A 20,449-nucleotide genomic window follows, 5' to 3' on the forward strand; every position below is an offset into this window, starting at 1 on the left:
TCTATTTTGTATTTGGGTTACAAATTGTTTTCTAACGCTTCACGGAGCTCGTTTTTATCCATTAAATTCTTCAGCTTGACTACCTTTTTCTTTCCATCTTCCAAACTTTCCACAATATCTTCAGACCCTAGATAGAGATCAGCTTGTTCTGTCTTCGCTGTAGTAAGGTCCGTATGTGAAACTTCCGCTTCTTTCCCCATATCCTTCAATGCCGCGTTGACATTCATTTCTACGATCATGCTGCTTCCTAACCCATTTCCGCATACTACTAAAATCTTTTTCATTTTCTATGTCCTCCTTATTGTTAAGCTGTAATCGCTTGATTGATCAATTCCACTACACTCTTGCGATCCTCTGACAAAATCAGGCGATCGACGTTTTGCTCGTTTGATAGCAGTTCGGTCAGTTGAGCCAGTGCTGTAAGATGCGTCTGATTGTCTATTGCCGCCAATACGATGATGAGCTGCGCCTGATGTTTCGTTTGGGATGAAAAATGGACCGGCTCTTTCAGCCGTAACAGGCTCATCCCCAATCGCTCGACACCTGCTTCCGGGCGGGCGTGAGGAATTGCGATCCGGGGAGCGATGACAATGTATGGGCCAAGCTCCTTCACGTTTTCGATCATCGCGTCTACATAACCCGTACGGATCGAATCCAAATCGACTAAAGGCTGTGCAGCGAGCCTTATTGATTCCTCCCAATCAGCTACATGGTCTTCGAGCTGGATCGTTTCTTCTGTCAATAATTCATTGAGCATAGGTTTCCGTAGCTCCTTTGTTTTTGGTGATTTTGTCTCTAATAATGCCGATATTTCCCTTTTCAATTCCTCTTTTCCATTTACTGTTGCATACTTTTCAACGACTTCCAGCACCCGATCCGGTAAATCCTTCACCCTTGCATCCTGACCAAAAAGCTCGTTCATCCGCTGGAATACGTATTCTTTTTCGATAGTCGATAAAATCGCCGGTACATGGATGACTGGAATGATTCTCGGTTTGATGAAATTGGTTGAAAAAATCACATCTACATCGAAATCCTTCGCCTGGAACTCTCTCATAGAAAGCGTTTCGATGACTTCAAGTCCGGTAATCAAGTTTTCCAACTGTGCTTTCAGCATGTTGGACGTACCGATTCCATTTTCACAAACGATGATGGCTCTGTATTTCGTCTCGACCTGCTTTTTTTCTTTTGTAAGCCAGCCTCCAAAATGTAGGGTGATGTAGGCGATTTCCTCATCAGGGATCGGTTCGCCGACGTAATACTCCAGGTGAAGCATGACCCGCTTCGTCAAATGATAGATGTCCTGGTAGTTCTCCTGGATGCTTTGGGACAATTCATTACCGATCTTAACGCCATATTTCAAGCGATAATAAGTCGGTTTGATATGTGAAATGAGATTCTCTTCAAGTCCCTTTCGATCATCAAAAATGACACATGCATAGGTTTGGAAGTCAGAAACCATACGGTGGACCACTTTTTTAAGTCCGATTAGTTCACTTTGTGCATAACGGCTAAAATCATCATGATGGACTTTCGAGCCGAGCAGATTCATCGTAATGAAGCAAACCTCATCTTCAGGAAGTTGGACTTCCCACATCGCTCCCAGTTTCTTCGCAATACGTAAGGCTGCATGATAGGCTTCCGTCTGTTGAAGCACGTTTTTCTCTTCCAGATCGACAGTAACCAATCTTTGCTGATGGATCCGTTTTAACATAATGAAGATTTGAAGCGATAAGACCTCGACCATTTCATCGGTGAGTGTCAATCCTAATTCTTTTTCCGCTTCATATAGCAGTGTTTTGACTGAACCTCTTTTATCCTGCTCCAAGCCTCCATCCTCCGCCTGGATCATCCGCAGCACTTCATTTCGCAAAAACGGCCATTCTTTATGTGAAAGGACCGTTGTCAGAACATCTGACACCATTCTTCTTTTGGTTTCTTCAGGTCCATCCAGCATATAGCCTGAACCAGGTTTGTATTGCAGATTTAAATCGTTACTTTTGAATTCTTGCTTGATTGATTTGAGAGCTTCAGCAACCGTACCCCGGCTCATGCCAGTCGTCTCCATGAACCGATCCATGGAAGCATTCTGCTCTTCCAATAGAATGATAGCTTTGATCAGCAGTTCACGCTCTTGTTTGGATAATTGATATTGCCAACCATCGAACCCATCATGGTGATGACCCTCTACTTTAGCGCTCGTACTTCCAGGCAAGTAAAGGCCTTTGCCGCGGATATTTTGGACTGGCTCCAAGTTTTGATTTTCCAACCAATTGTTGATTTGATGCAAATCATAATAGATGGTACGCTGAGAAACCCTCATCTTTTTGACTAATTCCTTTGTCGGGATGGGAGTATGGGATTGTTGAATGATGGATAATAAGTGTGCACGTCTTTTATCCAATACCATGGGGACACCCCTTATCTATAAATCTAAATTTGCATAATTGTACTTCAATGAATGTGATGATCATCATCCACTTCTATAATAGCGCTCATATTAAGCTATTGTAAGTGTTTTCAATGTGTAAATATTGTAAAGTAAAAGTTTGCAAAACTATACCCATATATATGCAGACAGTCGAACGTGAAAAACCGGATGGAAGTGCTCTATGAGCGCCCAACTATGCACAGACAAGGACATACGTTTTTATGGATGGTTTCTTTTTTGATGTTCCAGGGATTTTTAAAACACAATAAAAGCGTAAGCTCCTTGATCAGCCACGAAGGTCACTGAAAGACCGACGAAGAGGCTCGAACCAAACAAAGTTCGGTTTTGCGTGGGTAACACTTCGACCTAAATCAATGTGTCGGCCGCCGCAGGAAGACTGAGTGATCCAAGTGGTTGGGCGGTGGAGCTAGACATCACTTCATCGAAACCAAATTTTTATACCTTCTTATCTTTTAAAGAAAACTTTGCTCAGCCAATCCTTGGCGGAAAGTTGAGCCTTAGTTCGTAAACTTTTCTGCTACGCCGGTTAGCTACATCGCTGAAAAGTCATACTTTCTTAACGTACAAAAAACCTGAGCGGTGTTGAAATTCACCACTCAGGTTTTTAATAGGTTCACAACTTTTTTTCTTAAACCTTAATGCTTTTTCCTTCATTGATCATTGATTTTGTCAACTCAATAAATGCTGCAACCGCCGGGGATACAGTATGGAGGTTAGGGAGTGCCAACCCAATTGTCCGAAAGGTTTCTTCTTTTAACTCGATCTGAACCAAATCTTTGTTGGCATGTATGACAATCTCTGGTACGATGCTTATCCCCAGGTTTTTTTCCACCATGGCGATAATGGTTTGATTATCTGCAATTTCACAATATACATTCGGCTTAAGTTTATTTGTCTTGAAAAGCTCCCTTATCAAATCATCACAGCCAGCCTTTGGCATTATAAATGGGTCTGAAGAAATATCGTGGACACTGATCTGTTTTTCACTTATCAAGGGGTGTGAACCAGGCAAAATAACATGAAGGTGATCATCAAATAATGGTATGAAATCCAGGTTTTCAGCATGATTAGCAGTCAGAAAACTAATATCGATGACATTGGACGATACCATTTTTTTAAGGTCATGGTACCCACCCTCATGGAATTCAACCTGTATTGCAGGATACATGGTATGAAACTTTTCTATGATTGAAGGCAGCAAGTATGCTGATACACTTGGAAACGTACCAATCCGAATCATTCCAATTTCCAGACCATTCAACCTGCCTGCCTCTTGTTTCATTTTTTCTGACAGATTTAGGATTTCTCTGATATAAGTCAGGATCCTTTCCCCTTCATCCGTTAACGAAACGCCAGTACGCCCCCTCTTCAAAAGTGTAAGGTCGAGTTCAGCTTCCAGGCCCTTTACAGCATGACTGACAGCAGATTGAGTAAGACCAAGTTCATCTCCGGCTTTAGTAAAACTTCCTAAATCGATAACTTTTTTAAAGATTTCGTATTGAAGTAAGGTCACATTAACACATCCATTTTCCATTAAATTAATTCATCTTAATCATTATAAACATTCATTTGATTAATGTAAAATCCTAACATATGATTAATATAAGAAAAGGGAGGTAATACACATAAAAAAAAATGGATTAACTATTTTATTGATTGTTTTGATTCTTGCAGGTTATTTTAAAATGACAGCTGAAAGTAATATGGAGTTGACAAAAAACGATGATCATAAGATCCATGTAATCCCTATGTCCCCTTAAATCCACATAAAGAAAAGCACAAGCGCCCTGGTTAACCACGAAGGTCACTGGAAGTCCGACGAGGAGGCTCGAACCAAACAAAGTTCGGTTCTACGAGGGTAACACTTCGACCTAAATCAATGTGTCGACCGCCGCATGAAGACTGAAGTGATCCAAATGGTTGGGCGATGGAGCTAGACATTTCTTACAGCAACCAAAATTTTTATACTTTCTTATCTTTAAAAAGTATCGAGGAGGATATAAATGAAAACTTTAAATTATACGTTAGTCGATGTGTTCACCACAAAACCATTTGGAGGAAATCAATTGGCGGTGTTTGAAGAAGAATCAAACTTGACCCATGAATCCATGCAGATGATAGCCAGGGAATTAAATTTATCGGAAACGGTGTTTATCCGTAATCCTAATGATCCAAAAAAAGAAAGAAGGTTAAGTATATTTACACCTCAAGTTGAATTGCCTATGGCTGGCCATCCGACTATAGGTGCAGCATACGTAATGGCTGAAAAAGGCATGATTGAAACTAATACTGGTATAAATGAGTGGGTATTTGAAGAAGGCGTCGGGGATGTACCTGTAACAGTTGAAATGTTGGATAACGGTATATTGAAAGTAGAAATGGAACAACCATTACCTTCCTTTGGTGATGAATATACTGATAGGGAACTAGCGGCAAAACTGTTATCTCTTTCCTTGGACGAATTGGATCCAACCCTTCCACTTCAAACCGTTTCATCAGGGGTGCCTTTCCTGTACATCCCTGTCCATTCACTATCCGCAATGAAAAAGATCAACTTTCGTACCGATGTATGGGAAAAATATTTTAGTGAGAACCCTAATACGAAACATATTTTCACATTTACAACGGAAACAGAAGAGCCACAATCTACAGTTCATAGCAGGATGTTCGCGCCTGCGATGGGTATATCTGAGGATCCTGCAACAGGTGCAGCAAGCGGACCTCTAGGCGCTTATTTAGTTAAGCATGGCGTCGTGCCTTCTGCTGCTGATGGTATTCATACGATAAGAAGTGAACAAGGAATAGAGATGGGAAGACCGAGTTTTATCGATATATCCATAGTGAAGGAAGACAATAAAATCAAAACAGTTAAAATAGGCGGAAAATCAATAATCATGGGAACCGGCCAGCTTTACTTATAGAACAAGATAGCTAATCACTCTTTTGAAAAACATTCGTTCAGCCTTCTGAAATTAATCCCTTTTTTCAGGAGGCTATTCTAATGTTCCGAAGTAGTCTCTCCTTCTTAAATCCCTTATGGATTATGGAACCCACCCCTTCAAATGGCTAACATGGACATTCAGATTTTGGGAACGTCGAAATAATAAAAAGACCATAGTAGATATTCATTCTAATATGGTCAATATCATACGTGTTTGGAAATTGATCTTTCAACAGAACAAAGGAAATGAAAGAAAAATCATATTTCCTTAACGATCTTCTTTCCTTTCATTCTCAGTATGAAAAACCCTATCCCATTGATTAATATTAACCCAAAAACAGTATTTCCTAGAGGTGCCCAACCATCCTCTCCTGTGAATAGAAGCGCTAAAAGAACCTTCCCGATCAATGTTACGTTTAAAATGACCAAACCCAATTTTATCGACTTCTTCCAAAAAGCTATCAGGATTGAGACGACAAATACCATCATGAATGCAATCGTCAATGCAAATGTTACCGGATTACTCAACAACATCTGCTCATATTCCAAGACTTTCTCCATTTGAGGATTAATCTTTTCTGGTGCAGGGAACCAGAACATACTACTCATCATCAAAACGAATGTCAAAATGACCCCTTTCATTCTCCGTATATATGCAAAGTATACAAGTATGATTAGGAAAACCGGACGGATATACCAACTCAACGGATTTAAATGCCGCTCAAAAGCCCAATTAAGCATCTCCTGGAAATCCACTTCAATCACTCCTTATTGTTTTGCTGAGTCAACGTACTTGCTACAGATTGGAACATCAATTCTTCAACTTGAGGGAAAATTTCTTCACCAATGTCTTGCTTATGAACGGCTATGAGAAGAGCAGACCGGATGAAACCGATAACGACATTCGGATCTGTATCAACCATCTCTCCCTTATCCTGATGCTCAGAAATATAGTTCAATAGGGGAGTTATGTTGCGCTGAAATTTTCTTTCAACAAATTTTGGCGTAACTTTTCTCTTAACCATCTCCATTTCATCCGGATTGGTGATCAACCTATTGGTCAGTATATTTGTATTTAATTCAACTACCATCTGGTGAAGGTATGCCTTAATACCATGAAAAGCATTCGTTGTGTTTTCAACCCTTTTCCAAATACGCTCCTCCATACCCTCGGCTTCAATTTCTAAGAGTTCCAGGTACATTGCTTCCTTCGATTCAAAAAACGCGTAAAAGGTACTTTTAGCAATACCGACTTTTTTAGTCATTTGTTCGATGGACGTTTTTTTCAACCCCTGGTGAATGAACAGCTGTTTTCCGATAGTGAGCAAATCCTTACGCAGCTTTTCCTTTTCTGCTGATTGAAAATAAGGCATGATAGAAACCCCTCCAAAAAACATAAAAACAAATTGTATTTTTGTTTTTATAATATTCCATCACGCTCAATTTGTCAATTACATCCAATCAATTTGTACGAGGTTTTTCCTATGAACCCTTCATACGAACATCCAACCCAGTTTTTCATGCTCGACTTGTTCTATGAACCCCTTATATGGACACATTTTAAAAAGCAGCCCCAAAAATGGTAAAGGGTTCCGTTTTGGGGTTGATAACCTTAAATGACATTTGAAAAGTCCTGTAAATTTAACACAGGGCATTTTGCTTTAATATCAAGGTTTTTCCATTCAATTAGTAAATGACACGTCAAATGGCACGATATTTTCATTGGACAATAGTTATTGTACGATCCAAGGAGCTTGCCAAAAGGAGTGCCGCTTATAATGACGTTTTTGATGTCATTTTTTCATTGATCGTTCTTACTTAATGATGCCATTTTTCAGTTAGTAATCAATCTATAATACTGTCTACATTAATGAGCCATATTTAGCTATTCAACAATCGGGTGCAATTCAAGAATATTGGATTACACCAGATATTCCGTTGAAGGGGGCTTTAATGGAGTAAGAAGAAAATTAAAATCCTTTTTATAAAGACAAAAAGACTCATCAAATATTGAGTCTGTTTTACATACTCTATGCAACTATAATGTCAAAACGTATGTCATCAAGCCCGTTATTTTTGATTTTGCACCTCTAAACGGAACCCTTTGCAAAAATGGAAGCTGCTTTCTAAAATGATTCAGGTATGTTTTGTTCCTGTTCCTAACTCTAAGCCGACTGTGATTTGTCCTGTTATCGGCTAGTAATGCTAGGATTTTTTCGTCAGAGATTGACCATGATAAAGGAGTCATTTGGACTAGAGACTGGGCAGCCCTTTAATCAAGGGTTACGGTATACGATAATCTGGAACTTTCTAGAACTCGTAACCTTGCCACTGTCTCTTTCATTGGATTAGAAATTACCTTCCCCAACAAAATATACTTCTCTTAATTCCGTCAAGGCGTTTTTTGCAGGATGACTTTGATGACGATCCCTTCATCCTTTAATAGTTTGTTGAATTCGCTTAGTTTAGATATTCAGGACCACATCGACTTGGTTGTCTTTCAACAGAGTATTGTTAACATTAGCCACCACCCATATTTGGCCACTAAAAAATGACCCAAGACCATCCACGGATCATTCTTTATTGGAACCTAAATTCGACTGTCCGATTTCTTGACCTTCCGTTCCTTTATCGGCCGATCATCACCTATACACCGATTCAGAATCGCTTCATGCGGCGAACAGATTGGACACAGCTGGAGAATTTCATAAGGAGGAAAATAAGATTGATGACGAACAAAATGTTTCTCAATAGAGCATCACCTCCAAAAGCATGATACTCTATTCTATTAAACTAGCAGGACATTGGTTTGTGCTGATGATAGAGAAAGAAACTGGTTTTTTCAGTTGATCGAATTTCTGCTAGATTCATCCCTACTCACGGGTCCTCTTGCCACGTGGGCACGCCTGGGTCTCTTTCCCGCAGGAAAAATCGAGAATGTCGTTAAAAGAAACTCGCTGGGAGCTAACATTTAAAAATCCTCATTCATATCGATGCTTTTTATAAAATTGACAAACTCCCTGACCATGTTCAAATTCAATGATTCTTTATGATATAACATCCACGTTTTCCTTAATGAGGGTTCCCCTTCCTTTGTTTTCAGATCGATTGTATGCAATCCTTCCGTATCTCTTAGAATCATACTTGGCATGATCGCATACCCTAAGCCGTTAAGCACCATCTCTTTACACGTATCGACCTTATCAACTTCGATGTTGATCAGTGGAGGATGCGGATAATGTTCAGCCCACCAGTTATCGATTACGCTCTTCAGGGAGTATTCGGACCGATAATCGATCCTCGGTAATTCGGGGAGTTCATCCAAATTGATCGGTTCCTTGGAGACGATACATATCGTTTCTTCAAACAATAAATGTTTTTCATCCACCCAATTGAAGTCTCCCTTTACGAATGCAATATGAATATCCTTTTTAGGCAATAATGGGGCAATCTCGCTGCTCCACCCTGACGTGACTTTATATTCGATATTGGGGAACCTGTCTTTGAACAGCTTCAGAACACCGGGTAATTGATAATGGGCGAAGTAATTCGATACACCGAGCCTTAATGTTCCTGAGACGATATCTTTCATGTCATGTACATGTTCCTTGATACTTCGGATCCTTAGCAGCATTTCATCGGCGCATTGTGCCAGATACTCTCCTTGGGATGTAAACTGGATTCCCCGTCTCCCCCTGTTAACGATCTTCACACCAAATTCCTTTTCGATCTGTTTCAGACGGTTGGTCAAAGCAGGCTGTGATATATATAGTCTTTTAGCTGCTTTCGTAATGTTCTTCTCCTGAAATAAGATCTGCAGGATCAACCAATCACGTGTTTCCATCAATATCCCTCCCAGCTATAACGAAAACTTATAGATATCCATTCAATTCCAATATTTTATTTATATCTAGAAGTATACTATATTTTTCATATAAGGGAGAGAGCTGAATTATGAACAAAAAAACCGTTATCTATCGCAACATGATGTTCATTGTCTTGAGCAGTACCGGTGGTTTCCTACTCTCTTTGACAGGTATGTCGATTGGCTGGATGATCGGATCATTAGTCGTTGCAGCTATACTTTCTTATCGAAAACCACCTTTTCTACAAACGAGCGGGAAAGGAATCTCAAAGTTTTGGATCTATACCGGACAATGCCTATTAGGAATCGAGTTGGGACAGAAAATCAACCTATCCGTTATGAACGTTTTCATGGAAAATTCCCTTGCGATCCTTTTCATGCTGATCATGTCTATCATCTTCTCCATTCTTTCAGGGTATGTTCTTTGGAAATTCAGTAAGACAGATATGCTTACAAGCTTTTATGGAACTGCCCCTGGGGGATTGACAGCAATGCCCAGTATCGCAGAAGAGGTCGGGGCAAATACGACAATCGTAAGCATCATTCAGACGATACGTGTTTTCCTCGTCATTTTGATGGTACCGATGATTGTTTCGTATTTGTTGGTGACACCTCATCATTCGACCGCAGGGAACGGTGCCTACATGATGGCTGTACCGGAATTCCAACTCACGCAGCTGTTTGGGACCTTTGCGCTAGTTTTTGCAGCATGGGGAGGAGCCTTTTTAGGGAAAAAGCTCAAACTCCCAGCTCCATGGACAATTGGAAGCATGCTGGGTGTAGCGTTATTCCAGACAGCCGGTTCTTCGATGATCAGCGCTGATATCGTTGTCTGGTGGCCGCACACGTTCATGGTCCTTGCACAAATCTTGATCGCCTCCAGTATCGGCGCCATGTTTCACAAGGATATGTTGATCGGACTTGGGAAAATCGTAAACCTTGCATTACTATGTACGGTTGGGTTCATCCTTGCTATGTTCGGCTGCTCGTTCATCGTATCGAAACTGACGGAAATTACATTCGTGACAGCCACCTTGGCTTTTGCCCCAGGTGGAATTGCAGAAATGGCAACCACAGCGGTTCTTTTAGATGGTGATTCGACATTCGTCGTCGCCGTCCAAGTCCTGAGGATCATCGTCGTCCTCCTCTTATTACCACCTTGTTTCAAAATTATCGAGCACTATGAAAAGAAAAAGGTTGGATTATCCAGTTGAAGGAAATGGAATAGCTGTTACCATAAACCGAATTCCCTACTAAGTCGCAAGGCAAATCACGGAATATCCACAGACGGATATCATAGATGCATTCACAAGAAAAAGGGGCTGTCTCATAACCCCCAAAAATGAAACCAGGACATGAAGAACTCTTCCGTTCTATTTGGTCTGGTTTTTTTCTTTTCATAGTGTGTCATAGACTAGCTACTTCCATTAGTTTGTGATCTAATGCACCGATCCAGAACTCGACAGAACCTTGTCGAGACCCCACAAAGCAAATCTACGGAACCATCGATTGCCTTGAACCTTTCTACTTCAACTTTAAGTATAAATCAAGGCATTTGTCTTTACATTTAAAGCTGGTCCAAAGACAATAATTGTTGAAATTTGTTGATTATAAACTAAAGTCATGTACTATGTTTTTTCAACAATTCGGGGTATGATAGTCGTAGTTATAGAGGTATATAAGGGTGGGCGTTAATATGTTGATAAAGCCAAAGAAACTGCAGCCAGGAGATATGGTTGCAACAATAAGTCCTTCTTGGGGAGGGGCAGGTGATCCAGAACTAAGATGGCGCTATGAGCAAGGTGTAAAAAGATTAGAAGAAGTTTTCGGTCTTAAAGTTGTCCCAATGCCGAATAGTTTGAAAGGTGGAGACCATCTTTATAAAAATCCAAAAGCACGTGCTGAAGATTTGATGACAGCATTTAAGGATGAAAGGATTAAAGGAATCTTTGCAAATATTGGTGGAGAAGATAGTATTCGCTTACTTCCTTATATTGATTTTGGTGTTATACGTGAAAACCCGAAAATTTTTATGGGGTACTCTGATGTAACCGTTTCACATTTATTTTGTCATAAAGCAGGGATTTCTTCTTTTTACGGTCCAGCAATCTTAACCGATTTTGCTGAAAACATTGAAATGGATCCATATACAGTTGAAATGGTGAATCGAACGTTCTTTTCAAATGAGATGATTGGAGAAATTCAACCGGCTAAAGAATGGACGAGTGAGCGTTTAGAATGGATAGAATCGAATAAGAGTCAACGGCGTACTATGCAAAAGAACACTGGATATGAACTACTTCAAGGATCAGATACCGTACAAGGACGTTTGATTGGAGGTTGTATTGAAGTACTCGAGTTCGTAAAAGGAACGGAAATTTGGCCTGAGCAAAAATATTGGGAGAATAGCATCCTTTTCTTTGAGACATCTGAAGAACAGCCGGAACCAAATTACATTAAGTATTGGTTACGAAATTATGCCGCACAAGGTATTCTACAAAGAACGAATGGGATTATTTTTGGTAAACCAAAAGACGAGAAATTCTATAAAGAATATAAAGATGAAATTCTGAAGGTTATGAAGGAATATTATTTAGAAGATTTGCCGATTCTTTATAATTTGAATTTTGGTCATACCGAACCGAAGTTTATTTTACCTTATGGCGCAATGGCAGAAATTGATTGTAATAATGAAACTTTCTTTATTTTAGAAAGTGGAGTCGAATAAAAAGATTTTTAAACATTCCAAGAGTCATAATTAATCTAATAATTCTTCCGCAATCAGAGCTTTATTAGTATTATGATCTCGGGAAAGACAAACGACTCGTCAATGACGAGTCGTTTTGTCTTTACATTCTATGTCTTTTCTATTGCCGAAAGCGTTGTCATTTAGATCATTATTTTCGAATGCAGCCTAAAACGGAATTCATTACCCGAGGCGCCTTTATTGCCTTTTCAATCTCTTGATCATGAAATGTTTGGTTTCTATAATCTAAAGAATCAACTATAGATCGGCTCTTTTTCATTTAGACCAAGCGTCTGCGCTGTTGAAGTACGGATTTCGTTCAGAAGCTCTGGGTTATCCATTAGTGACACGCCATAAGAAGGAATCATATCTTTGATCTTCGGTTCCCACTCTTTCAAATGTTGCGGGAAACATTTATTGATTATCTCCAGCATGACGTGAACCGCAGTAGAAGCACCTGGAGACGCGCCAAGTAAGGCTGCGATCGAGCCATCAGCTGCCGTAATCACTTCCGTACCAAATTGAAGCGTTCCTTTACCAGAGGCTTCAGTATCTTTAATGACTTGAACACGTTGGCCCGCTACTACTAAATCCCAATCCTCGTTTTTGGCGTTCGGAATAAACTCTCGTATAACTTCCATCCGCTTTTCTTTTGATAACATAACTTGCTCGATCAGGTATTTTGTCAACGACATTTCTTTCACACCTGCTGCCAACATCGTCAGGACATTACTCGGTTTTACGGAAGTCAACAAATCAAGATTTGAACCGTTTTTTAAAAACTTTGGTGAGAATCCGGCAAACGGCCCAAACAGCAATGATTTTTTGTTATTGATATACCTTGTGTCAAGATGCGGAACAGACATTGGAGGAGCACCAACCGGAGCTTTTCCGTATACTTTTGCATGATGCTGCGCTGCAACTTCAGGATTGTTACATACCATAAATTGTCCGCTTACCGGAAATCCTCCAATACCTTTTCCTTCTGGGATACCGGATTTTTGTAATAAATGCAGGCTTCCGCCTCCACCTCCGATAAAGACGAATTTTGCAGTATGGCGTGCAACTTTACCACTGGCTATATTTCGCACTTTCAATTCCCATAAGCCACCGCTGGTACGTTCAATATCCTCAACACTATGTTTATAGTTTACATCGACGTTTTTACCCTTTAAGTGGTCAAACAACTTGCGTGTCAAAGCGCCAAAGTTGACATCCGTTCCAGAGTCGATTTTTGTTGCCGCTATAGGCTCTTCCAATGTGCGGCCGTCCATGATAAGCGGAAGCCATTCAATCAATTTTTCAGGATCATCACAAAATTCCATCCCTTGAAACAAAGGATTGTTTGACATCGCTTCAAAACGTTTCTTTAAAAAAGTGACATTATCTTCCCCTTGTACTAAACTCATATGAGGCAATGGCATGATAAAATCCTGTGGACTACTTATCAGCTTGCTGTTTACAAGATAAGACCAAAACTGTCTTGAAAGCTGAAACTGTTCATTAACTTTTATCGCTTTGCTAATATCTATCGAACCATCCGGCTTTTCGTTTGTGTAATTAAGCTCGCACAGTGCAGCATGTCCCGTACCTGCATTATTCCATTCGTTAGAGCTTTCCTCTCCTGTGTTTCCAAGCTTCTCGAAAACTGTAATTTTCCAGTCCGGCACTAATTCTTTCAGGAGTGATCCTAAAGTCGCACTCATTATTCCAGCACCAATTAAAATGACATCTGTTCCAGTTTCTCTGTTGCTCATTTTTATCAACCTTTTCCCCTGAAATTTGTAGAAAAGATGCAGGCATCACACCAATCTGAGGCGCAACCTAGTCACACACCTTTTTGTCTCACTTATAAGCCTATCATAGTCTATTACATTTATTTATAGATTTATCTATCTACTATTATATGATAATTATAAATGATTTAAAAGTTGGTAAAAAGTGCGAGGTCCTTCCACAGGATCTAGGAACACATAAAAACCAAAGCCTTAAACCTGCTTCTTGTAAGGGTCAGGGCTTTGGTTTACCGTTACCAATGAACCGCCACCCTCTATTTTCCCTTTCCTTTACCAAATCATGCCATCAATTTAACTTCTACATTTTCATGACTATAACTATAAGAAGATTAAATAATACGGGCTGTAATAAAACCATCAATCTGTTTGATAGCTTCCTCCAAGCCGTTCATGTCTTCTCCATTCACTTGATTGTCGATGTCAATCATCGTATAAGCATAATCCCCTCGGCTTCTGTTCACCATGTCAGCAATGTTCAAGTTATAGTTCGATAGAACGGATGTTATCTGTCCGACCATGTTCGGAACGTTCTTGTGAAACCCGGTGAATCGTCGTTTTCCTGTATAAGGAAGAGAAGCGTTTGGAAAGTTGACAGAATTTTTGATATTCCCTGTCTCTAGAAATTCCTTCGTTTGGCGAGATGCCATGAACGCACAGTTTTCCTCGGATTCCTTAGTTGAAGCCCCAAGATGAGGGATTGAAATGACATTTTTCATGTTGATCAGTTTTTCACTTGGAAAATCTGTAATATACTTGCCTATTTTTCCATTTTCAAGTGCTTCAGCCATATCCTCTTCATCCACAAGTTCACCGCGTGAGAAATTCAGAATTTGCGCTCCCTCTTTCATGATGTTAAAGGTTGCTTTATTGAACATTCCTTTTGTATCACTGGTTAACGGAACGTGTACAGTGATATAATCCGACTCGGCAAACAACTGTTCAATTGTCATAGCACGTTGTATTTTCCGAGATAGGTTCCAAGCCGTATCCACTGAGATGAACGGGTCAAATCCGAGCACATCCATGTCCAAATCCAATGCATCATTGGCTACAAGCGCACCGACTGCCCCTAAGCCGATGACACCTAGTGTTTTTCCCTTTATTTCATTTCCAACGAATTGTTTTTTTCCGGCTTCTACAAGTTCAGGTATTTTTTCCCCTTCACCTTCCAATGATTCCACCCAGCTTATACCGGCAAAGAGATTACGGGATGAAGCCATCAATGATGTCAACACAAGCTCTTTTACTGCATTGGCATTCGCTCCAGGGGTATTGAAAACAACGATGCCACGCTCTGTACACTTATCAACAGGAATATTGTTGACACCTGCACCGGCACGAGCAATTGCCTTCAGGTTATGGTCAAATTCCATTGAATGCATGTTATAACTTCGGACAACAATGGCATCAGGGTTATCACTATCATTGTCGATCCTGTAACCATCCTTATCGAATACATTCAATCCGCTTTCTGCAATACCATTTAACGTCTTGATCGTTTGAACCTTGTCTAAAGTCATTATGCTCATTTGTATCTTCTCCTCTTTTCTTGTAGTCCATTAACAAAGAATAAATTGCCATTTCCTCAACATTCATGATAACAATCCGAATCGTCTGCCTCTATAGGGAACTTATAGTTATAAAATCCTGTGTTCGCTAGTTAAATGGATCGCCCCCTCACTAATAAGCATAAAGAGGTAAGGGATCCATTATCCCTTACCTCTGCCCAGGCGAACGGCTATTCGATACTACGTGCTCCCTCACGGTTATCCGTGTTCGCCAGTCACACATAGCCTTTCGATTTTATAGTTATAGTATCAGTATTCTGAGAAACCTTCAACCCAAATCTTTTTTTTAGCGTTTCCTGTATTAGTTTCGGATAGTTGAACACTTGAGAATCAGGATCCGAGTAACGCCGATTAATTTTTTGATTCTAATGTCTAGATTGGTTTCCTCTAACCTATATAGCCTTTTTGAGGACTTTACATCCGGTTTGTTGCACTCAAAGGGTCTTATAAAGCCTCTATGAGGACTTTACATCCGGTTTATTGCACTCTAAAGGTCTTATAAAGCCTCTATGAGGACCTTACATTCGGTTTTTCGTACTCAAAGGGTCTTATAATACTCTATACTTCATCATTCACACATGCATCAGCCAATGTTTATAGGGTTTTTCCTGGAAGCTGATTCATATGCGGCCATGTGATGGAAGTCTCAGCAAACCGAAGACCATCTCTTTATGCATGATCGTTGGCAAGCATATATCAACCACATTCAAAATCGAGTGTGGATAATGCTTCATCGAGTGATGCAAAGATCGGGGCCTCTTGCGATCTTGGCAGCTTTATTCCAATCACTGTCCACGATTCTGCAAGCGAACAATAAGGTACTCTTACAAATCATCCTCGGTTCACAAACAATTCCCTCCTGGTGTTTGGAATTCTCCCCCCCACATACGATTGTCCTCCCATTCCAATGCTCATTGCTTTTTCCTTTTCAGAATGGAAACGCCAAATGGGGATAACTCGACATTTTCTGTTACAGACGTCCCAGCGATCAAGTCGATGAGCTCTCCCTTCGGAATCTCGACTACTTGCTTCTCTTCTCCGAAGTTCATCAGGAAGATATAATCATTCTTCCCATCCGTCCTGCTTTGAGCAGATATTCCTTCTGGAAGCTTGCTCTCGATCGTTTTTTTAATTCCGACGTCTTTAATCAGTTGAGAAAAGAATTCATTATTAAACGGCTGTTTATTGCGGGAAGCCACATAGTAGGCCTTACCTTGCCCTAATTGATTGACCGTAAGAGCGGGTCGGCCGACATAAAAGTCGTCTTGATAGTAAGCTAATGCTTTTGCACCCTCCAAGTGGATCAGATCACATAACTCATAAGCTATATATTCTCCGCTAAGCCCTAAGTCATTTTTATCAACCATGACTCGATTTGCCTGTCCATCATATAATCCATCAATTTCTTCAGACCAGATACCAAGTGTATGACGGAGTGGACCTGGGAAGCCTCCCAAGAAAGCCAAATCGTTTTCATCTACGATTCCAGACCAATAGGTAGTGACGAACGTACCACCTTCTTTCACAAACTTCTCTATTTTTTCTCCAACCCCTGGCCTTACCATATACAACATAGGGGCAACGACTAATTTGTATTTTGATATATCCCGCTCCATATCAATTACATCTACGGATACGCCATTTTTCCAGAATGCCTGATAATGATCCGTGACCGTTTTTTCATAGTTCACGCCCTGGTTACGAGGACCTTGGGCGTCTTTGACTGCCCATCTATTCTCCGTATCGAAAATGATGGCGACTTCTGCATTTACGGCCGTTCCCACGATCAAATCTAATTGGTCAAGCACTTCTCCTACTCCTGTGACGTCTTTAAACACACGTGTATGTTCATGTCCAACATGGTCAACAACAGCTCCATGGAACTTCTCGCTGGAACCCCTGCTTTTACGCCATTGGAAATATTGGACAGAGTCAGAGCCATGTGCAACTGCCTGCATGGAAGACAGTAAATGCATGCCAGGCCGTTTCAGCTTACTGATCGGCTGCCAATTTGTCAGGCTTGGTGTGCTTTCCATCAATAAAAATGGCTGCCCGTCCTTTATGGAACGGAAAAAGTCATGGTTCATCGCGGTCCATGCAGCTTTATGAATATCCCCATCCTTATCATGCCATGTTGGATAGGAATCCCAAGAAACAAAGTCCAAAGCATCCGCAAATTTCACATAGTCCAGTCCTTCGAACGCTTCCATGAAGTTTGTTGTGACAGGCAAGTCCGAATTGATTGCTTTCAGCGGTTTGACTTCGTGTTTGAAAAAATCAAGTGTTTGGTCCGTGACAAAGCGCTTCCAGTCCAGATTCAACCCGTGCACCATCGTTTCTCCATGTGGTGCTGGTGACTCAATTTGATGCCAATCCGTATATGTATGGCTCCAAAACGTCGTCCACCAGCTATGGTTGAGGTTATCCAGCGTTTCATATTTTACTTTAAGCCATTCCCTGAATGCATCCTGACAATAGTAACAGTGACATTCCCCGCCATATTCATTGGATATATGCCAGCCGATTACAGCAGTATGGTTGGAATACCTTTCTGCAAGTTTACGATTCATAATCGAAACTTTTTCACGGTAGACAGGGGAAGTATAACAATGATTATGCCTTAGTCCATGCAGGTTTCTGACCCGATCTGGACCTACCCGGAGCACCTCCTCATACTTATTTGACATCCATGCTGGGCGTGCTCCACTCGGTGTAGCTAAGAACGTATAGATTTCATTTCCGGCTAACTTATCGAGTACATTGTCCAGCCAATCAAAATGGAATGTCCCTTCCTCCGGTTCAAGTTCAGCCCAAGAAAAAATCCCTACAGACATTACGTTACATTTAGCTAATTTCATCAACCGGATATCTTCTTCTAATATTCCTGGTTCGTATGCCCATTGTTCAGGATTATAATCAGCTCCATGCAGCATTTTGGGAATCTTTCCGCTGACTGGATTGTATCTGACTGTCATATTGATCACCTTTTTCTTATTTAGTGAAAAACCAATTCACTGAGATATACCTGCAATCGTATTTGCTTGATTTGAAGACTTTCCTTGTCCACTCATTTTCCAATACAACTTGATTGATATACCCCATGTTCGCTCTGTTTCACGATTTTGTTGTAATACTTCTATGTTTTCCCAATCATGTCCTACCTCCTACTAGAACGAAGATTTGACTAAAGATATTACCCTTTGACCGATCCCATCATCCCTTCTACGAAATACTTCTGCATAACGAAGAAAACAACGGCTGTCGGAAGGGTTCCGATAACAATGGCTGTCATGATGACACCAAAATCCGGCGTATAACCTGCGCCAAGATTAGAAATAAGCAATGGGATGGTTTGCTTTTCGGGAGATTGCAGCACGACCAATGGCCATAAATAGTTATTCCAGCTATTCATGAATGCGATGATCGCTGCTGCCGCATAGGTCGTTTTCATCGTTGGTACATAAATACGGAAAAAGATGCCTAATTCACTTAATCCGTCTATCCTCCCTGCTTCCACCAATTCCTTCGCAAACATCTTGGTGTTCTGACGGAACAAAAAGATGAAAAACGCAGTAATGACAGTCGGCAGTATTACGGCAGCCAATGTATCAATCCCCAGGAAAGGAACAGTTGAAGAAAGACGGCCAAATAACCGGTACAGAGGGATCATGATAGCTGCAAACGGAATCATCATCGATAACAAGAGAATGTTAAACACTTTATCTTTACCAGGTGTCCGGTAGATTTCAAAGCCATAACCGGCAAGTGACCCGATCAGCAACGTCAAAAAGGTGGTGATCAACGCGATAATGGTTGAATTCACTAATGCCGTGACCATGTTGACCGATTCGAATAATACATTTAAATTTTCGATTAAGTGACTCCCTGGCAGCAATCGGCCTTTGGTAACATCCACTGACTTATTGGTCATACTTACGACCATCCACAGGAACGGAAAGATCGACACTATGGCAGCTATGCTTAAAAAAGTGTATACTCCTACATTTTTCAACTTTTTCACTTTTTATCACCTGCCACTTTAAATTGGATGAGAGACAATAGAACAACCAGGATGACAATCACATATGAAACAGTAGCTGCATATCCGAAATCAGGACTATATTCAAACGATAGGTTATAGATGTACATGGAAATGGAAAGCGTCGCATTCCCCGGTCCACCATTTGTGATATTCATGATTTCATCAAATATTTGCAAGGTGCCGATTGTCGAAATGATGGAAGTAAATAAAATGATAGGTTTTAACATCGGGACTGTAATATAGAAAAATTTTTGAAGGCTCGAGGCACCGTCAATTTCCGCTGCTTCATACATCGATTTATCAATATTTTGCAGGGCAGATAAATAGAAGATCATATTATACCCTGTCCATCTCCATGTTATGGCAATGATGATGGCTATTTTGGCAAGTAAAGGATCCGACAGCCAGTTCAGCGGTTGAGAGATGATTGACAAGTTAAGCAGAAACTGGTTGATCAAGCCATTCTCGCCAAATAGGTATTTAAAAAGAACAGCATAGGCTACAAGCGAGGTTACACATGGTAAAAAGATGGCTGTACGAAAGAATCCCTTGAATTTCAATGTTGCATTATTCAAAAGTACAGAAAGGAATAATGCAAGGATGATCATCAGCGGGACCTGGATCAGCAAGTAAAGGAACGTGTTCCGTAGTGCAGCAATAAAGGTAGGATCTTTAAATAATCTTACATAGTTATCCAATCCTACATATTCCAGATTAGCCCCCATTCCAGACTGGAAAGAGAGAAGCAAGGCTTGAACCATCGGATAAAAGTAAAAGAGACAGATTCCAGCAGCAGCTATCAGTATGAATAGCCATCCGATATAATTCTTTTTCAACCAGCTGCCACTTGACTTCAGGTTAATTGTATAGGGTAGATTCGTTCTCTTCACCACTTTGCTCATATTTCCGTTCCCCCTTACATAAGACAAGGTACGATTTTACAGAAAACTTGGCGGGCCAAACCTTGTGAAGGTCAAGCCATAGTATACATTCTTAAAGTAATATAAAGGGATTCCTTGAAAGTATAAGCAGCTTTCGC

At 40.5% G+C, this 20,449-nt stretch carries 14 protein-coding genes and 1 riboswitch; of the genes, 3 read left to right on the plus strand and 11 right to left on the minus strand.

The features are described from left to right. Positions 1-17: 17 nt before the first annotated feature. The 3 genes from L1611_RS07105 to L1611_RS07115 form a co-directional block, all read right to left on the minus strand. Positions 18-284: a PTS sugar transporter subunit IIB gene (locus L1611_RS07105; RefSeq protein ID WP_225066222.1), complete on the minus strand. Its 267-nt coding sequence runs from the start codon at positions 282-284 to the stop codon at positions 18-20. Between the two features lie 20 nt (positions 285-304). After that, positions 305-2,410, minus strand: a complete 2,106-nt coding sequence (locus L1611_RS07110; protein ID WP_236312402.1) for a BglG family transcription antiterminator — start codon at positions 2,408-2,410, stop codon at positions 305-307. A gap of 670 nt (positions 2,411-3,080) precedes the next feature. Beyond that, entirely contained in the window at positions 3,081-3,965 is an 885-nt protein-coding gene (locus L1611_RS07115) for a LysR family transcriptional regulator (protein ID WP_236312403.1), read from the minus strand. A 490-nt stretch (positions 3,966-4,455) separates the two neighbouring features. Here L1611_RS07115 and L1611_RS07120 point away from each other — a divergent pair, with 490 nt between their 5' ends. Beyond that, positions 4,456-5,373, plus strand: a complete 918-nt coding sequence (locus L1611_RS07120; RefSeq protein ID WP_236312404.1) for a PhzF family phenazine biosynthesis protein — start codon at positions 4,456-4,458, stop codon at positions 5,371-5,373. 278 nt (positions 5,374-5,651) lie between these two features. On the opposite strand, the gene L1611_RS07125 is transcribed toward L1611_RS07120, so the two are convergent. The 3 genes from L1611_RS07125 to L1611_RS07135 form a co-directional block, all read right to left on the minus strand. Beyond that, positions 5,652-6,149: a hypothetical protein gene (locus L1611_RS07125; RefSeq protein ID WP_236312405.1), complete on the minus strand. Its 498-nt coding sequence runs from the start codon at positions 6,147-6,149 to the stop codon at positions 5,652-5,654. Between the two features lie 5 nt (positions 6,150-6,154). Then, on the minus strand, positions 6,155-6,766 hold the full coding sequence (locus tag L1611_RS07130) for a TetR/AcrR family transcriptional regulator (protein ID WP_236312406.1): 612 nt from the start codon (positions 6,764-6,766) through the stop codon (positions 6,155-6,157). Between the two features lie 1,598 nt (positions 6,767-8,364). Beyond that, on the minus strand, positions 8,365-9,237 hold the full coding sequence (locus L1611_RS07135) for a LysR family transcriptional regulator (protein WP_236312407.1): 873 nt from the start codon (positions 9,235-9,237) through the stop codon (positions 8,365-8,367). A gap of 110 nt (positions 9,238-9,347) precedes the next feature. Here L1611_RS07135 and L1611_RS07140 point away from each other — a divergent pair, with 110 nt between their 5' ends. Together L1611_RS07140 and L1611_RS07145 are read left to right on the plus strand one after the other, a co-directional pair. Further along, a complete protein-coding gene (locus L1611_RS07140; RefSeq protein ID WP_236312408.1) occupies positions 9,348-10,472 on the plus strand; it encodes an AbrB family transcriptional regulator in 1,125 nt (374 codons plus the stop codon). 482 nt (positions 10,473-10,954) lie between these two features. Further along, positions 10,955-11,986 (plus strand): S66 family peptidase, encoded by a 1,032-nt coding sequence (locus tag L1611_RS07145; RefSeq protein ID WP_236312848.1) that lies wholly within the window; start codon positions 10,955-10,957, stop codon positions 11,984-11,986. 272 nt (positions 11,987-12,258) lie between these two features. Here L1611_RS07145 and L1611_RS07150 read toward each other — a convergent pair whose 3' ends face one another. From L1611_RS07150 to L1611_RS07170, 5 genes are all read right to left on the minus strand, one after another. Further along, positions 12,259-13,761 carry a malate:quinone oxidoreductase gene (locus tag L1611_RS07150; RefSeq protein ID WP_236312409.1) on the minus strand — a complete coding sequence of 501 codons (1,503 nt, stop codon included), beginning with the start codon at positions 13,759-13,761 and terminating at the stop codon, positions 12,259-12,261. A 368-nt stretch (positions 13,762-14,129) separates the two neighbouring features. After that, on the minus strand, positions 14,130-15,329 hold the full coding sequence (locus tag L1611_RS07155; protein ID WP_236312410.1) for a phosphoglycerate dehydrogenase: 1,200 nt from the start codon (positions 15,327-15,329) through the stop codon (positions 14,130-14,132). Between the two features lie 188 nt (positions 15,330-15,517). Next, a riboswitch (ZMP/ZTP riboswitch) is annotated at positions 15,518-15,597 on the minus strand. Between the two features lie 682 nt (positions 15,598-16,279). Beyond that, the gene (locus L1611_RS07160) at positions 16,280-18,343 is read right to left on the minus strand and encodes a beta-galactosidase (protein ID WP_322972525.1); all 2,064 of its coding nucleotides are present in this window, start codon (positions 18,341-18,343) and stop codon (positions 16,280-16,282) included. A gap of 218 nt (positions 18,344-18,561) precedes the next feature. Then, on the minus strand, positions 18,562-19,389 hold the full coding sequence (locus L1611_RS07165; RefSeq protein ID WP_236312411.1) for a carbohydrate ABC transporter permease: 828 nt from the start codon (positions 19,387-19,389) through the stop codon (positions 18,562-18,564). Beyond that, entirely contained in the window at positions 19,386-20,312 is a 927-nt protein-coding gene (locus tag L1611_RS07170) for a carbohydrate ABC transporter permease (RefSeq protein ID WP_236312412.1), read from the minus strand. The genes L1611_RS07165 and L1611_RS07170 overlap by 4 nt, the downstream gene beginning before the upstream one ends. Positions 20,313-20,449: the final 137 nt, after the last annotated feature.

The organism is Pseudalkalibacillus salsuginis (genome assembly GCF_021646685.1).
GTDB lineage: Bacteria > Bacillota > Bacilli > Bacillales > Fictibacillaceae > Pseudalkalibacillus > Pseudalkalibacillus salsuginis.

Bases quoted from the DNA above. Each gene is read 5' to 3' on its own strand.
- L1611_RS07105 (WP_225066222.1), bottom strand. From the start codon at position 284: ATGAAAAAGATTTTAGTAGTATGCGGAAATGGGTTAGGAAGCAGCATG.
- L1611_RS07110 (WP_236312402.1), bottom strand. From the start codon at position 2,410: ATGGTATTGGATAAAAGACGTGCACACTTATTATCCATCATTCAACAA.
- L1611_RS07120 (WP_236312404.1), top strand. From the start codon at position 4,456: ATGAAAACTTTAAATTATACGTTAGTCGATGTGTTCACCACAAAACCA.
- L1611_RS07130 (WP_236312406.1), bottom strand. From the start codon at position 6,766: ATGCCTTATTTTCAATCAGCAGAAAAGGAAAAGCTGCGTAAGGATTTG.
- L1611_RS07135 (WP_236312407.1), bottom strand. From the start codon at position 9,237: ATGGAAACACGTGATTGGTTGATCCTGCAGATCTTATTTCAGGAGAAG.
- L1611_RS07140 (WP_236312408.1), top strand. From the start codon at position 9,348: ATGAACAAAAAAACCGTTATCTATCGCAACATGATGTTCATTGTCTTG.
- L1611_RS07145 (WP_236312848.1), top strand. From the start codon at position 10,955: ATGTTGATAAAGCCAAAGAAACTGCAGCCAGGAGATATGGTTGCAACA.
- L1611_RS07150 (WP_236312409.1), bottom strand. From the start codon at position 13,761: ATGAGCAACAGAGAAACTGGAACAGATGTCATTTTAATTGGTGCTGGA.
- L1611_RS07155 (WP_236312410.1), bottom strand. From the start codon at position 15,329: ATGAGCATAATGACTTTAGACAAGGTTCAAACGATCAAGACGTTAAAT.
- L1611_RS07160 (WP_322972525.1), bottom strand. From the start codon at position 18,343: ATGACAGTCAGATACAATCCAGTCAGCGGAAAGATTCCCAAAATGCTG.
- L1611_RS07170 (WP_236312412.1), bottom strand. From the start codon at position 20,312: ATGAGCAAAGTGGTGAAGAGAACGAATCTACCCTATACAATTAACCTG.